Raw genomic sequence first — 14,890 nt, 5'->3', positions numbered from 1 at the left:
TGGGTAACCCGAGCCTGGCTCATGGTAGGTAAAGTCCTGTCGTCCCCGCAGCCTCCGACACCGCTCGATATGGAGACCGGTCGATGACAACCGGACTGGCCCGCGTCACCATCAGCGCGCCCCAACGGCGGGTGGACGTCGCCCTGCCGGAGCAGGTGCCCCTGGCCGAGCTGCTGCCCGACGTACTGCGGCACGCCGGTGAGGGGCTGGCCGACGATGGCGAGCGGCACGGCGGCTGGGTGTTGCGCCGTACCGACGGGGCGGTGCTGGCGAGCGCTCAGGCGCTGCTGCCGCAGGGGGTCCGCGACGGTGAGGTGCTGCACCTGGTGCCGGCCCGCGCCCACTGGCCCGAGTTGGAGTACGACGACGTCGTGGAGGCGATCGCCGACGGGGCCCGTCGACGGGGCGGCGCCTGGTCGCCCGCCGCCACCCGGATCGCCGCTCTGGCCGGTGCCGGCGTGCCGCTCGCAGTCGGGCTGCTCGCCCTGTTCGCCAGTGGCCCGACCTCGGGGAGCCGCTGGGTCGCGGCGGCGGCCGTGGCGCTGCTGCTCACCGTGGGCGGCACCGTCGCCTCCCGCGCCAACGGCGACGGCGCGGCCGGAGCGACGCTCGGCGGGTACGCCCTGCCGTACGCCTTCGTGGCCGGTGCCCTCGCGGTCGGCTCGGGCGACCCGGTCGGCCCGCTCGGGCCGGTGCGCTGGGTCGGCGCGCCCGAACTGCTGGCCGGTTCGGTGGCGCTGCTGCTCGTTGCGCTGACCGGTCTGCTGACAGTGGCGAGCCGACTGCGCGTCTTCGTGGCCGGTGTCACGGTCGGCCTGCTCGGTGCCAGCGCGGCGCTCGGGGCGCTGCTGCTGACCCCCGCCGGCACGGCGGCGGTGGTGCTCAGCGCGCTGGTCTTCGCCATCGGGGCGATTCCGCTGTTGGCCATCCGGCTGGGCAAGCTGCCGCTGCCGCCGATCACCCTGCCGACCACCGCCTCGGGTGCCGAGTCGGAACGGCCCGGGGACCTACCGGACCGGGGCAAGGTGAACGCTGCCGTCACCCGTACCGAGGAGATGCTCACCGGAATGCTGCTCGGGCACGCCGTGCTGGCGGTCGGCGCCGCGGTCGTACTCGGGGTCGCCGGTGGGCTGGCCGGGCCGGTGCTGGTGGCGGTGGTCGCGTCCGTGCTGCTGCTGCGGTCGCGGCTGTTCGTGGCGCTGCGGCACCGGGTGCCGACGGTGCTGGCCGGGCTGGCCGGCTACGCGGTGCTCGGCGCGGTGCTGGTCGAGCGGACCGACGACGCGGGCCGCCTGGCGCTGGTCCTCGGTGGGGCGGCGCTGGGCCTGGTGACCGTGGCCGCCGGCACCGGGTACGCCCGGCGACCTGTCTCGCCGTACCTCGGGCGGGTCGCGGACCTCACCGACACGGCCCTGGTGGTCGCCGTGGTGCCGGTCGCCTGCGCGGTGCTCGACCTGTACGACAGGGCCCGGGGGCTGCTCGGATGAGCTGCTCCCGGGCCCTGTCGGTGGTCGTACGTCAGTGGTTGGACTCGCCGCGCGCCTCGGCGTCCCGCGCACGCTGGTAGGAGGCGTGGATCTCGGCCTCGGCCTCGGTGCGGCCGACCCAGGTCGCGCCCTCGACCGACTTGCCGGGCTCCAGGTCCTTGTACACCTCGAAGAAGTGCTGGATCTCCAGGCGGTCGAACTCGCCCAGGTGGTGGATGTCGCGCAGGTGCTCCTGGCGGGGGTCCTCGTAGGGCACGCAGAGGACCTTGTCGTCCCCGCCCTTCTCGTCGGTCATCCGGAACATGCCGATGGTCCGGCAGCGGATGAGGCAGCCCGGGAAGGTGGGTTCGGGGACCAGCACCAGCGCGTCCAGCGGGTCGCCGTCCTCGCCCAGCGTGTCCTCGATGAACCCGTAGTCGGCCGGGTACTGGGTGGACGTGAACAGGGTGCGGTCCAGCCGGATCCGGCCGGTCTTGTGGTCCACCTCGTACTTGTTTCGGTGACCCTTGGGGATCTCAACCGTCACGTCGAAATCCATCTGCACGCTCCCTCGTCTGCCCACGCTGGCTAACGGAACCACTGGCGCCCTCCGGACGGGTGAATGCCCACCCGCCGACTCCGGCCGCCGCATAGTCTTCGGACCGAAGTAGTGTCACCCAAGCCGATTTTCGCTGGGGGAGGAGGGGGTCGTGGGGAGGGAAGATTCACACTACCGCCCGGACGGGGGCGCCGCGCGTGGTACCGGACGATCCGGTGCCGGTGGGGCGAGCGGGCGGGTTCCGGTGCCCGACGCGCACCTTCCCCGGCCGCCGGAGGAGTCGGTTCCCGAGCGGCCGCCGCCGCTGCCGTGGCGTCCGTCAGGTTCGACGCCGGCCGGAGGACCCAACAACGGGCGCTTCCCGGTCCTCGGCGCGAACCACCCCACGAGCGGCCCGCGACCCACGGGTGCCGCACCTGTCCGACCGGCCCCGACCAGCCCGGCTCGGGGCGGACGGGTGTCCGGTGACGGACCCACCGTCCGCTTCCCGACCGGCGTGCCACCGCTCGGTCCGCCGATCTCCGCGTTGCCGGCCCCGGCCGGTGCCGAACCGCCGGTAGCGCCGTCGAGCTCGCCGCGCCGTCGAGGTCGACTGGTGACCGTGCTGGCCGTGGTGGTGCTGTTGGTGCTGGCCGGCGTGGGTGTCGTCGTGACCCGTCCCGGCCCGGTCGCCGCCTGGCTGGGCGAGGACGCGGCATCCGGTCCGGCCGGTGCCGCCCCCGCCTCCGAACCCGACCCCTCGGACGTGTTGGGCGGCCCCGACCCGAACGCTCCGCTGCCCTCTGCCGACGGGGTACGCGCCGCGCTCGACCCGCTGGTCGGCGTGCCTGCTTTGGGTGACCGGGTGAACGTCTCGGTTGCCGACGTGACCACCGGCCAGACGCTGTACGCCAGGGGGGCGGACGACGGCACGGTGCCCGCCTCGGTGACCAAGCTGGCGACCGCGGTGACCGTGCTGGCCGCCCGTGGCCCCGGATTCCGTATCCCGACCCGGGCGGTGGCCGGTGCCAAGCCCGGCGAGGTGGTGATCGTCGGTGGCGGCGACCCCACCCTCGCGGTGAACAAGAAGGGTTACTACCCGGGCGCGGCACGCCTGGACGACCTGGCCGCGCAGGTGCGTGCCGCCCTCGGCGGCACCGCCCCGACCAGCGTCACCATCGACGGCTCCCTCTACTCCGGTCCGCGGTACGGCCCCGGCTGGGACGACGACATCCCCACCGGGGGGTACGGCGGCGCGGTGACCGCGCTGATGACCGACGGCGCACGCACGGACCCGGGCGCCGCGCCCGGGGGCGCCGAGCGCGTCGCCGAGCCCGACCTGGCCGCCGGCAAGTCGTTCGCCCGGCTGCTCGGCGTACCGACCAGCGCCGTCAAGCGGGGTACGGCCCCGGCCCTGGCCACCGCCGCCGGTGGCACCCCGCCGGCCGGCACGGAGCTGGGCGTGGTGCAGTCGCCGCCGCTGATCCGGCTGGTCGACATCATGATCAGCGAGAGCGACAACCTGCTGGCCGAGGCGCTGGCCCGGCAGGTGGCGCTGGCCCGCAGCCAGAAGGCGTCGTTCGATGGCGCGGCCGCCGCGATGGACGCCGAGGTGGCGGCGCTGGGCCTGCCCGCCGAGGAGATCACCCTCTCCGACGGCAGCGGGCTGTCGCGCCGCAACCGGATCAGCCCGTCCCTGCTCACCGACCTGATCAGGCTGGCCGCGAGCACGGACCATCCGGAGCTGGCCGGCGTCTTCGGCGGCCTGCCGGTGGGCGGCTGGTCCGGCACGCTGGGCGAGCGTTACCGGGGTGCCCCCGGAACCGCCGCCGGCGCCGGCGCCGTACGCGCCAAGACCGGCACGCTGACCGGGGTGCACGCCATCGCCGGCCTGGTCACCACGGCCGACGGTCGGCTCCTCACCTTCGCGGTGCTCACCGACAAGGTGCCCGGTGGGACGGACACGGCCCAGCCGGCGCTGGACCGTATCGCCGCCGCGCTGGCCGGCTGCGGCTGCCGCTGACCGCCGTCGGGGCGGGCTCGCGAGGCGTCGTACGGGCGGCGACCGGCGTCGATCGCCGACGCGAGCCCGGGCCGGGGTGTCGCGACGCGGGTACGGTGGGTTCATGGCGCAGTTCGTGGACTGGGATCTGGCCGCCGCCACCGCGGGGGCGTTGAGCAAGTCGGGGCCTCGGGTGTCGTACGCCGAGGCCACCGACGTGGTCGGCGACCTGCGTCGGCTGACCGACGAGGCGGCCGGGCACGTGGCCGACTACACCGGGCTGCGGGCGCAGGTGTCGCACCCGCCGGTGCGGGTCGTCGACCGCCGCGACTGGGCGGCCGCCAACATCGCCGGGCTGCGTGAGGTGATCACTCCGCTGGTCAGCCGGCTGTCCGGCGACAAGCAGCCCGGCGCGCTCACCGAGGCGATCGGGTCGCGGCTGACCGGGGTGCAGGCCGGCACGGTCCTGGCCTACCTGTCCGGTCGGGTGCTCGGCCAGTACGAGGTCTTCTCCGCCGACCCGGGGCAACTGCTGCTGGTGGCGCCGAACATCGTCGAGGTGGAGCGCAAGTTGAACGCCGACTCCCGGGACTTCCGGCTGTGGGTCTGCCTGCACGAGGTCACCCACCGCACCCAGTTCACCGCCGTGCCCTGGATGCGGGCGTACTTCCTGGGGGAGGTGCAGGCGTTCGTCGACGCGTCGTCCAACGGCGGTGAACATCTCGTCGAGCGGCTGCGACGCGGTGTCGCGACGCTGTCCGAGGCGGTCCGCGACCCGGAGAGCCGCACGAGCGTCCTGGACATCGTGCAGACCCCGGCGCAGCGTGCCGTCCTCGACCGGCTCACCGCGCTGATGACCCTGCTGGAGGGGCACGCCGAGTTCGTGATGGACGGCGTCGGCCCGCAGGTGATCCCGAGCGTGGAGCGCATCCGGGCGTCGTTCAACCGTCGGCGCGAGGCGGGCAACCCGTTGGAGAAGGCGATCCGCCGGCTGCTCGGGGTGGACGTCAAGATGCGTCAGTACGCCGAGGGCCGCAAGTTCGTCCACGGCGTGGTCGAGCGGGTCGGCATGGAGGGCTTCAACTCGATCTTCAACTCACCGCTCACCCTGCCCCGGCTGTCGGAGTTGGGCGATCCGGACGCCTGGGTGGCACGCGTGCACGGCCCGGCCGGCACCGTCCCGTCCGCCGGCTGACCGTCCGTCGGTGGCCGCGCTCGCCCCTTCGGTGGCCGCGATCCGGGTGGCGGTCCGTCGCGCGCTGACTGACCTGCCGTCCGGTGGTCCGGTGCTGGTGGCCTGCTCCGGCGGCGCCGATTCGCTGGCCCTGGCGGCGGCGACGGTGTTCGTGGCACCCCGGCTGGCTCGGCCCGCCGGCCTGGTAACCGTGGACCACGGCCTGCAGGACGGTTCGGCGCAGCGCGCGGAGGTGGTGGCCGCGTGGGCCCGGGAAGCCGGATTCGCCCCGGTGGTGGCGGTGCCGGTGGAGGTGGCCGGGCGACCGGGTGGACCGGAGGCGGCCGCCCGGGAGGCCCGCTACGAGGCGTTGACGGAGGCGGCCCGGCGGTACGCGGCGGTCGCGGTGCTCACCGGGCACACGCGCGACGACCAGGCGGAGACGGTGCTGCTCGCGCTCGCCCGTGGGGCCGGCCCACGCGGACTGGCCGGAATGCCGGGCCGGCGGGATCTCTCCGGGGTGCCGCTGCTGCGGCCGTTGCTGGGGATCGGCCGGGAGCAGACCCGCGCCGCCTGTGCCGCCCTCGGGCTCGACCCGTGGCAGGACCCGCACAACACCGACCCGTCGTACGCCCGCTCCCGGGTGCGGGCCGACGTGCTGCCGGCGTTGGTGCGGACGCTCGGGCCGGGGGTGGTGGACAACCTGGCGCGTACCGCCCGGCTGGTGGCGGCGGACAATGCCGCTCTCGACGAGATCGCGGCCACGGCGCTCGTGGCGGCGCGGCACCCCGCCGGTGGCCTCGCGGTGGCGGAGCTGGTCAATCTGGCCGTCGCCGTACGCGGCCGGGTGCTGCACGCCTGGGCGCGGGAGCTGGGCGCGGTGGCCGGCGCGCTGTCGCACCGGCACGTCGACGCCCTGGACGCCCTGGTAACCGACTGGCACGGTCAGGGCCCGACCGACCTGCCCGGGGGTGCCCGCGTCCTGCGGCGGGGCGACCGACTGGCGGCCCTCAGCCCGGGCTGAGAGCTGCCGCGCCGTCCGCCCGGTCCCGGAAGGTGGTCCGGTAGCTGTGCGGGGTGGCGCCGACCCGGCGGCTGAAGTGGTGGCGCAGCGCCGCCGCGTCACCGAAGCCGGCCTGGTCGGCGACGGCCTCCACGCTCAACGGGGTCTCCTCCAGCAGGCGTCGGGCGAGCAGCACCCGCTGGTTGGTGAGCCAGTCGTGGGGCGTGGTGCCGGTCTCGGCCCGGAAACGCCGGGCGAACGTCCGTGGCGCCATGCCGGCGCGAGCGGCCAACTCCTCCACCGTGATCGTCCGGTCCAGGTGCCCCATCAGCCACTCCAGCACCGGTTCGAGGGTGGGTGCCTCGGGCGCCTTCGGGATCGGCGCCTCGATGTACTGGGACTGGCCGCCGTCGCGGTGCGGCGGGACCACCATCCGCCGGGCCAGCCGGGTCGCGGTGGCCGAGCCGTGTTCCTGGCGTACCAGGTGCAGGCAAGCGTCGATGCCGGCCGCCGTGCCGGCGCTGGTGAGCAGCCGACCGTCCTGGACGTACAGCGAGTTGCAGCGGACCCGGGCCCGGGGGTGCCGGCGTTGCAGCTCGTCGGTGTACCGCCAGTGGGTGGTGCACTCCCGGTCGTCGAGCAGCCCGGCCTCGCCGAGCAGGAAGGCCCCGGAGCAGACGCTGATCAGGTGTGCTCCGCGCGCGTCGGCGCGGCGCAGCGCGTCGAGCACCGGCTCGGGGACGACGGTGCCCTGCCCGTGTGCGGGGACGGCCACCAGATCCGCCTCTTCGAGCGGGGCGAGGTCGGCGTTCGGGGTGAGGTGGAAGCCGGCGGAGGTGCGCACGGCAGCGCCGTCGGGGCTGCACACGTCGAAGCGGTACGCGGGGAAGCCGTCGGCCGTCCGGTCGGTGCCGAAGACCTCCGCGAGGACACCGAGCTCGAAGGGAGCGACCTGGTCCAGGGCGAGAACGGCGACGGATCGGAGCATGTGACGAGGGTAACCCGAGAGGTGGCAGTAAATCGATGCCCAGTGGCATCTCTGCCACTGTCCGGGCGGTGGGAGTCGGCGCAGACTGGTCTCAGTCCGGTGCGCACCGGCGGCGAAACCGACAGCAACCATGCGAAAGTGAGCGCCGCCATGGAGTTCCTGCTCTTCCTCCTGTTCCTCGTCCTGCTCGTCGCCGCCTCCGCGGCCGGCCTCACCGTGGACACCCACGACTCGGCCGACTGGAAGCCCAGCGAGGACGGCCGCCGCTGGCGGTCCCGTACCAGCTGATGCCTTTGATGCCCTTTGCGCCGAAAATCCCGGGCGGGACCGCGCCAAAAGGTGCGGCCCCGCCGACGGAGGCCATCGGACGTACGGCAGGCTAGGAGTCATGGCTGACGGCTCCTGGTACGACGCCGACATCGACCACGTGATCATCTCCGAGGCGCAGATCCGCGAGAAGACAGCGGAACTGGCCAAGCAAGTGTCCGCCGACTACGCCCACGTGGGCGACGGACTGTTGCTGGTCTGCGTGCTCAAGGGCGCGGTGATGTTCATGGCGGACTTCGCCCGAGCGTTGGGCCGCAACGGCCCCCCGGCCGAACTCGACTTCATGGCCATCTCCTCGTACGGCCAGGGCACCACCTCCTCCGGGGTGGTCCGCATCCTCAAGGATCTCGACCGGGACATCGCCGGTCGGCACGTCATGGTCGTCGAGGACATCGTCGACTCCGGCCTGACGCTCTCCTGGCTGCTGCGCTACCTCGAGTCGCGCTCGGCGGCGAGCGTCGAGGTCGTCGCGCTCTTCCGTAAGCCCGAGGCGGTCAAGGTGCCGGTGCCGGTGAAGTACGTCGGCTTCGACATCCCCACCGAGTTCGTGGTCGGGTACGGCCTCGACTTCGCTGAGCGCTACCGGGAGCTGCCCTACGTCGGGGTGCTCAAGCCCGAGGTCTACGCCCGCTCCTGAGCCTGCCCGCCGGGTCGCGCCGCCAAAGCCCGAGGGCGACTCGCATCGGTATTCGTCAAGCCGACGTTCAGCGGGCTCTCAGCTGTAGCGGCTAACGTGGAGCCCGGTGGCGTGGAGGTTGCTCCGCGTTCGACCCCTCGACCGCGCGACCGGGCGTTCGGGGTGGCCGGGCCGGACTCCCCGCCACGCCGGTTCCTCCCCGGACCCGCCGTGCGTTGGATTCGGGCTGGTGGGCTACCCAACACGCGTGCCGTCGATACTCAATGTGCACCGGGTGCGGGGGCCCGCGAGCTCACTCCTCGCGTTCACGCGGATTTGATGGTGCACGACTGCGGGGCTCGCAAGCTCACTCCTCGCGTACACGGTGTACCGTCGAATGACCGCGGCGCGGCAGTTTCGGCGCCTCGGGGTCGAGGCCGGCCCGCACGGCGGCTCCGGCCGCCGCCCAGTGCGGCGACACCATCAGACGGTCAGGACGTCGATCAGGAGGATGCGGGCGCTCCGGCGCTCGACAACAGTATGGAACGTACGCGTTTCTTCCGCCGACCGGTGGTCTGGATCATCCTGGTCATCCTCGGCGCCGTTGTGCTCAGTCAGCTGTTCACCGCTGGTCCCAGCTACCACCGCGTGGACACTTCCGTTGCGCTCGACCAGCTCCACACCGCGCAGATCAACAAGGTCGTGTTCCAGGACAAGGAGCAGACGCTCCAGCTGGACCTGAAGAACAAGACCAAGTTCGGTGGTACCACCACCGACCGCATCGAGGCCCAGTTCCCGTACCAGGTGGGCGACGAGGTCTGGAACGAGGTGCTGGCGGCCAAGGCGGCCAACCGGGTCACCGGGCCGGCCGACGCCAAGGTCTCCTCGGACAGCATCTGGGTGAGCCTGCTGGTCAACCTGCTGCCGATCGCGCTGCTCGTGCTCCTGCTGCTGTTCTTCATGTCGCAGATGCAGGGCGGCGGCTCCCGGGTGCTCAACTTCGGCAAGTCCAAGGCGAAGATGATCACCAAGGACACCCCGAAGACGACCTTCGCGGACGTCGCGGGTGCCGAGGAGGCCGTCGAAGAGCTGTACGAGATCAAGGACTTCCTCCAGAACCCGGCCAAGTACCAGGCCCTGGGTGCCAAGATCCCGAAGGGCGTGCTGCTGTTCGGCCCGCCCGGAACCGGCAAGACGCTGCTGGCCCGCGCGGTCGCCGGCGAGGCCGGGGTGCCCTTCTACTCCATCTCCGGCTCCGACTTCGTGGAGATGTTCGTCGGCGTCGGCGCCAGCCGGGTCCGTGACCTGTTCGAGCAGGCCAAGACGAACGCCCCGGCGATCGTCTTCGTCGACGAGATCGACGCCGTCGGCCGGCACCGCGGCGCCGGCATGGGCGGCGGCCACGACGAGCGGGAGCAGACGCTCAACCAGCTGCTCGTCGAGATGGACGGCTTCGACACCAAGGGCGGGGTCATCCTGATCGCGGCCACCAACCGGCCGGACATCCTCGACCCGGCGCTGCTGCGCCCGGGCCGGTTCGACCGGCAGATCCCGGTAGACGCCCCCGACATGGAGGGCCGCAAGGCCATCCTTCGGGTGCACGCCAAGGGCAAGCCGTTCACGCCCGACGTCGACCTCGACGCGGTGGCCCGTCGTACGCCGGGCTTCAGCGGCGCCGACCTGGCCAACGTGATCAACGAGTCGGCCCTGCTCACCGCCCGCAAGGAGCAGCGCGCGATCTCCAACGACTCGCTGGAAGAGTCGATCGACCGGGTGGTCGCCGGTCCGCAGCGACGGACCCGCGTGATGAGCGACAACGAAAAGAAGATCACCGCGTACCACGAGGGTGGCCACGCGTTGGTCGCCTGGGCGCTGCCGCACGCCGCGCCGGTGCACAAGGTGACGATCCTGTCCCGTGGCCGCTCGCTGGGCCACACCCTGGTGCTCCCGACCGAGGACAAGTACACCCAGACGCGCGCCGAGATGATCGACACCCTGGCGTACGCGCTGGGCGGCCGCGCCGCCGAGGAACTGGTCTTCCACGAGCCGACCACCGGCGCAGGCAACGACATCGAGAAGGCCACCCAGTTGGCCCGCGCGATGATCACCCAGTACGGCATGAGCTCCAAGCTCGGCGCGATCAAGTACGGCACCAGCGGGGACGAGCCGTTCCTCGGCCGCAACATGGGCCACGAGCGGGACTACTCGGACTCGGTGGCCGCCGAGATCGACGGCGAGATGCGGGCACTGGTCGAGCTGGCGCACGACGAGGCCTGGGAGATCCTGGTGGAATACCGGGACGTCCTGGACAACATCGTGCTCGAGCTGATGGAGAAGGAGACCCTCTCCACGGCCGACATGGCGCGGATCTGCTCCCGGGTGGTGAAGCGGCCGCCGCTGGCGCCGTACAACGGCTTCGGCAAGCGCCAGCCGTCCACCGAGCCGCCCGTGCTCACCCCTGCGGAGAAGGACAAGCTCAAGGCGCAGGCCCAGGCCGACGGCGCGCAGGCGTCCGTCGGCGGCGGGTCGCCGTCCAGCAACAACTCGGACGGTACGCACTGAGCAACGAGCCGACGGCCAGCTCCCCTCACCGGGAGCTGGCCGTTTCCGCGACCGAACCCGACGGCGACGACGAGCTGGACTACGTCGCCGCGCGGCTGATCAGCGGCAGGCTGACCGGCCGTCCCGTCGAGGACGCCGTCGACCTCGGGCGGATCGAGAAGGCGGTCCGCGAGATCCTGATCGCGGTCGGCGAGGACCCGGACCGGGACGGCCTCCAGCAGACGCCGGCCCGCGTCGCCCGCGCGTACGCCGAACTCTTCGCCGGTCTGCGCGTCGACCCCGCGCAGGTGCTCAGCACCACCTTCGAGGCCAACCACGAAGAGCTGGTGATCGTCCGCGACATCGACGTGATGAGCCTCTGCGAGCACCACCTGCTGCCGTTCCGGGGCAGCGCACACATCGGCTACATCCCCGGCCCGGACGGACGGATCACCGGCCTGTCCAAGCTGGCCCGCCTCGTCGAGGTCTTCGCCCGCCGACCCCAGGTGCAGGAGCGGCTCACCTCCCAGGTCGCCGACCTGCTGATGAGCAAGCTGGCCCCGCGTGGCGTCGTGGTCGTGCTGGAATGCGAGCACATGTGCATGGCCATGCGGGGCATCCAGAAGTCCGGGGCCAAGACGATCACCTCCGCGGTGCGCGGCATCCTGCAGACCGACTCGAAGTCGCGGGCCGAGGCGATGGCCCTGATCCTTCCCCGTTGACTCACCCGGCCGCCCCTCGGGGACGGCCGGCCGCCCGTCACCGGGTGGGTCGTCAGGCGAGCAGGGCCAGCAGCAGACCGGCCGTGACCAGCACCGCGGGCACCAGGCAGACCAGCACACCGAAGCGCACCGTGCGGTCCACCGGCGTCTCGACGCCGGCGCGGAAGACCCGGCCGACACCCACCCAGCCGACGACGAACGCGACCGCCGGCATCGGCAGGCCGCCGACCAGGGCCGTCACGCTGGCCGGCCCACTCCCTGTCGTCGCGTACACGATGACCTGAATCAGCGGCACCAGCAGTGCCAGCGGCCCGTACACCAGGACGTTGCGGGCCCGTGCGGGCCAGGAGGTCGGTCGGAGGCCGCGCCGCGCGGCCAACGCCGCGTCCGCCGCCTCGGCCCGACCCCGCGCGGTCCGCAGCGCCGCCAGCACGGCGGCCGGGCCGCCAGCCATCGACCGGGCGGCCTCCGTCAGCTCCGGCGGCGACGGCACCAGCGAGATCGCCGGTACGCCCCGCTCCCGCAACCGCTCCTGCTGAGTCGCCAGCCCGGCGCGCACCACCGTCAGCTCCTCCCGGGCGGCTTCCGCCGAGCGGGCCTGCTCACCGGCGGCGGTGGCCGCGCCACGCCGGACCGCGTCCAGTTGACGCGCTGCCGCCAGGTACTCGGCCCAGGCGTCCGCCGGCGCCGCGACATCGCCGTCCGTGCCAGCGGTCCGCTGCCGCCCCGGACCGGTCACCGTCGCGTCCACCTCGACGTCTCCCGTACGCATCGTCAGCTCACCCCGCCTCGTCGGCGAACGGGATCAGGACCGTGCCCCGCTCGTCCGGACCGTCCCACAGCGTCGCCCGGTCCGGGTGCGCCCGCCACTGGATCGGCCGGCCGAACACCGCGGCGAGCTGCGCCGCCGGCACGTCCAGCACCACGACGGCGGCCAGCTTGTCGACGTCGCCGTCCGGCTCCAGCAGCGCGGCGAACGGCGGCACCGCCCGCCACCAGCCCAGGAGGTGCCGGCCCGCCGGGGGACCGTCCCGCAGCAGCGCGCGCAGCCGATCCGCCGGCAGCTCCCGCGGCCCGGGCCGATCCAACCCGAAGATCACCAGGTACGTCGGCAGTGCCTCGTCAGGGTCGGCGGTGCTGCCGGCGTTGGTGTCGATGTCGGTTCCGCCATGGGCGTCCGCGACCAGCGTCGACAGGTCCACCAGCCGGGCCGGATGGCGGGCGGCCAGCTCGGCCGTCAACGCCTCTGCCAGCGCGCGTGCTCCCTGGTCCGGCGCGGACACGAGGAACCGGGCGGTGCCCGGCGCGTGATGGGCGGCGGTGCTGCGAGCGGCCGTCGCCAGCAGACCACCCGCCGCCGCGCCCGAGCCCAGCACCGCGAGGTTACGTCCGGGCGCCGGCCCCATCGGAACGGCAACCGTCGTACGGGCCACGTCCACCGCTCGGCCCAGCAGAGCCGCCGACCCGCGTGCCTGCCCTGCCAGGGCCGCCCGGTGACGGGGGTCGTTGGCCAGCAGCGGACGGGCGTACCCGGCGAACACCACCGGTGGCGTCGCGTCGGACGGTCGGGCCGCCCACAGCTCGTGCCGCAGCCGCTCGACCACCTCCGGGTCGTCCAACGGGTCGGGGTGGCGAATCAACCGCTCGTGACCACGGATCGCGCCCCGGGGGCCGCCGAGCCCGCCGGCGGTGTTCACCACCGCGCTGCCCACCGGCAGTCCGGCGGCCGAGTCGTTGGTCGGCTCCAGCACCGGGCCGCCGCCCGGCAATGCCACCCGCACCGGGAACTGCCCCAGCACCGAATCCCGGTGTCCGGCGTCCGCGCGCGCACTCAGCCCCAGCTCACCCGCACCGGCCAGGACCAGGTGCACGCCGTACGCCCGACCGGACCGGGCCAGCCCGTCGACCTGCGCGGCCACCTCGGTGGCCAGCCGATCCCGCTCGGCGAAGAGCAGCGGCACGTTGTCGACCACGCAGACGATGCGCGGCAGCGGGCGGTGCTGGCGCAACTCGGCGAAGCGCTGCCCACCGGCCCGCCCCGCCGCCTCCGCGCGGCGCTGCACCTCGGCTGTCAACTGGTCGAACAGGTCCCGGACGTACTCCCGGTCGGCCGCGATGGCCGCAGCCCGCACCTGCGGAATCCAGGAGCGGTCCCGCTCGGTCTGCAGAAACTCCACGAACGACTCACCGTCGCCCAGGTCCACCAGGTAGAGCGCCAGATCGTCCGGGCCGTACCGGGCGGCCAGGCCCAGCAGGGCAGTGGTCAGGAACGCCGCACGACCTGCCCCGGACCGGCCACTCACCAGCCAGTGCGGGGTCAGCTCGGTGAAGCCCAGCGGCACCGGCCGACCGCCCGCGTCACCCACCATCGTGGTGAGGCTGTCCGCGGAATCCGCAGCCCAGAGGTCATCGCCCGTCTCCGGCAGCAGATCCGCCAACGCCAACCGGGAACCCGCCTCCACCTGGGCGGCGAGCCGCCGACAGACCGCCTCGACGAGCTCCGCCGGAGGGTCCGTCTCCACGAAGATCGGCGAATTCAACCCGCTCGGCGGCTCGGCCCCAGGGCTCGCGAACGACGCCCCCGGCGGGTCGCCGAGCAGCGCGTACGCGTTGCGCAGCACCAACGAGGTGGCCTGCGGCAAGGGTGCCCGGGACGAGTACGGGCCGGGTGGCGGCCAGCCGGCCACCATCAGGTGCAGCCCCGCCGCCGGCCCCTGCTCAGCCAGCGCCTCGATCCGCGCCAGGTCGGTCGGACCGGTCAACTCCGGCAACGCGGCGACCACCAGCAGCAGCGTCCGGTCATGACGACGTCGCCCGCTCGCACCCGGAGTAACCCACTGCTCGGCCTCGGTCAACACCGCGCGCAGACCCGCCACGTCCACCGCCGGCGGGGGCAGCAGCCCGGCATCGGCAAGCGCGCCGAACGGCGTGAGCACGGCACCCGTGGCGTCCACCGCCCGTACCAACAGCGCACCAGCGGGCGTCGCACCCAGCAGGCGCAACAGCACGGCACGCAACAGCCCCGCCACCCGCGGCTCGCGCCCATCGGCGTCAACGCTCAGATGGCCGGCACCGATCAGCGGCACCAGAGCGGGGAAACGGGCGTCATCCAACGGTGCCGCCGTACCCACCCGAACGAAGGGTGGCGGGCCGTCGCCTGCCGGAGAGTTCACGTCGAGCGAATCCAGAGTGGCACCCGACCAGCCCGGGGCCAGCCGCGCGGCAACCAACCGCAGCCGGTCGGCCAACTCGTACTGGCGACGCTGATCAGCAGGGGCCGGCCGAATCTCGTCGAGGATCCCGGCGGCGGCGGTCACGACAGCGGCAGCCCGGCGGTGCAGCGCCGCGGCGCGGTTCGTGCGTGCCTTCGGACCGGCCACCGTGTCCACCCCCTCACCCGAGGTCGGCAACCCCTCCCCGAGCAGTGACGGTATCCCAGCCGGAGCTCCTCCTCCGGGAGGTACCACGGCGGTGCGCCGGTGTTGTCGTGGATCTCACCGGTGGGGAGGGGTC

The 14,890-nt window shown here is 73.3% G+C and carries 12 protein-coding genes; 8 read left to right on the top strand and 4 right to left on the bottom strand.

The window, feature by feature from the left end:
* The first annotated feature begins 83 nt into the window (after positions 1-83).
* Entirely contained in the window at positions 84-1,487 is a 1,404-nt protein-coding gene (gene eccD, locus ABZU91_RS13235) for a type VII secretion integral membrane protein EccD (RefSeq protein WP_355238581.1), read from the top strand.
* A 31-nt stretch (positions 1,488-1,518) separates the two neighbouring features.
* Here eccD and ABZU91_RS13230 read toward each other — a convergent pair whose 3' ends face one another.
* Positions 1,519-2,025 carry an inorganic diphosphatase gene (locus ABZU91_RS13230; protein ID WP_355238578.1) on the bottom strand — a complete coding sequence of 169 codons (507 nt, stop codon included), beginning with the start codon at positions 2,023-2,025 and terminating at the stop codon, positions 1,519-1,521.
* A 595-nt stretch (positions 2,026-2,620) separates the two neighbouring features.
* Here ABZU91_RS13230 and dacB point away from each other — a divergent pair.
* The 3 genes from dacB (at position 2,621) to tilS (ending at position 6,204) form a co-directional block, all read left to right on the top strand.
* Positions 2,621-4,027, top strand: a complete 1,407-nt coding sequence (gene dacB / locus ABZU91_RS13225) for a D-alanyl-D-alanine carboxypeptidase/D-alanyl-D-alanine-endopeptidase (RefSeq protein ID WP_355238841.1) — start codon at positions 2,621-2,623, stop codon at positions 4,025-4,027.
* A gap of 103 nt (positions 4,028-4,130) precedes the next feature.
* Positions 4,131-5,201, top strand: a complete 1,071-nt coding sequence (locus ABZU91_RS13220) for a zinc-dependent metalloprotease (RefSeq protein ID WP_355238575.1) — start codon at positions 4,131-4,133, stop codon at positions 5,199-5,201.
* 10 nt (positions 5,202-5,211) lie between these two features.
* Positions 5,212-6,204, top strand: a complete 993-nt coding sequence (gene tilS, locus ABZU91_RS13215; protein WP_355238572.1) for a tRNA lysidine(34) synthetase TilS — start codon at positions 5,212-5,214, stop codon at positions 6,202-6,204.
* Here the strand turns inward: tilS and ABZU91_RS13210 are convergent.
* On the bottom strand, positions 6,191-7,171 hold the full coding sequence (locus ABZU91_RS13210) for a helix-turn-helix domain-containing protein (protein WP_355238569.1): 981 nt from the start codon (positions 7,169-7,171) through the stop codon (positions 6,191-6,193). The genes tilS and ABZU91_RS13210 overlap by 14 nt on opposite strands.
* A gap of 138 nt (positions 7,172-7,309) precedes the next feature.
* Here ABZU91_RS13210 and ABZU91_RS13205 point away from each other — a divergent pair, with 138 nt between their 5' ends.
* The 4 genes from ABZU91_RS13205 (at position 7,310) to folE (ending at position 11,377) form a co-directional block, all read left to right on the top strand.
* Positions 7,310-7,459: a hypothetical protein gene (locus tag ABZU91_RS13205; RefSeq protein WP_355238867.1), complete on the top strand. Its 150-nt coding sequence runs from the start codon at positions 7,310-7,312 to the stop codon at positions 7,457-7,459.
* A 100-nt stretch (positions 7,460-7,559) separates the two neighbouring features.
* Entirely contained in the window at positions 7,560-8,135 is a 576-nt protein-coding gene (gene hpt / locus ABZU91_RS13200) for a hypoxanthine phosphoribosyltransferase (RefSeq protein ID WP_355238566.1), read from the top strand.
* A gap of 519 nt (positions 8,136-8,654) precedes the next feature.
* Positions 8,655-10,676: an ATP-dependent zinc metalloprotease FtsH gene (gene ftsH, locus ABZU91_RS13195; RefSeq protein WP_355238563.1), complete on the top strand. Its 2,022-nt coding sequence runs from the start codon at positions 8,655-8,657 to the stop codon at positions 10,674-10,676.
* A 35-nt stretch (positions 10,677-10,711) separates the two neighbouring features.
* Entirely contained in the window at positions 10,712-11,377 is a 666-nt protein-coding gene (gene folE / locus ABZU91_RS13190; RefSeq protein ID WP_355238838.1) for a GTP cyclohydrolase I FolE, read from the top strand.
* Positions 11,378-11,429: 52 nt separating this feature from the next.
* Here folE and ABZU91_RS13185 read toward each other — a convergent pair whose 3' ends face one another.
* Both ABZU91_RS13185 and ABZU91_RS13180 read right to left on the bottom strand, forming a co-directional pair.
* The gene (locus tag ABZU91_RS13185; RefSeq protein ID WP_355238560.1) at positions 11,430-12,149 is read right to left on the bottom strand and encodes a hypothetical protein; all 720 of its coding nucleotides are present in this window, start codon (positions 12,147-12,149) and stop codon (positions 11,430-11,432) included.
* A 7-nt stretch (positions 12,150-12,156) separates the two neighbouring features.
* Positions 12,157-14,766 carry an FtsK/SpoIIIE domain-containing protein gene (locus ABZU91_RS13180; protein ID WP_355238558.1) on the bottom strand — a complete coding sequence of 870 codons (2,610 nt, stop codon included), beginning with the start codon at positions 14,764-14,766 and terminating at the stop codon, positions 12,157-12,159.
* Positions 14,767-14,890: the final 124 nt, after the last annotated feature.

The sequence above is a fragment of the Micromonospora sp. NPDC005174 genome (assembly GCF_040608495.1).
GTDB lineage: Bacteria > Actinomycetota > Actinomycetes > Mycobacteriales > Micromonosporaceae > Micromonospora.
This window is presented reverse-complemented; position numbering and strand designations above follow the sequence as displayed.

Coding starts and splice junctions, on each gene's coding strand:
- eccD (WP_355238581.1), top strand. CDS start 84: ATGACAACCGGACTGGCCCGCGTCACCATCAGCGCGCCCCAACGGCGG.
- ABZU91_RS13230 (WP_355238578.1), bottom strand. CDS start 2,025: ATGGATTTCGACGTGACGGTTGAGATCCCCAAGGGTCACCGAAACAAG.
- ABZU91_RS13220 (WP_355238575.1), top strand. CDS start 4,131: ATGGCGCAGTTCGTGGACTGGGATCTGGCCGCCGCCACCGCGGGGGCG.
- ABZU91_RS13210 (WP_355238569.1), bottom strand. CDS start 7,171: ATGCTCCGATCCGTCGCCGTTCTCGCCCTGGACCAGGTCGCTCCCTTC.
- hpt (WP_355238566.1), top strand. CDS start 7,560: ATGGCTGACGGCTCCTGGTACGACGCCGACATCGACCACGTGATCATC.
- ftsH (WP_355238563.1), top strand. CDS start 8,655: ATGGAACGTACGCGTTTCTTCCGCCGACCGGTGGTCTGGATCATCCTG.
- ABZU91_RS13185 (WP_355238560.1), bottom strand. CDS start 12,149: ATGCGTACGGGAGACGTCGAGGTGGACGCGACGGTGACCGGTCCGGGG.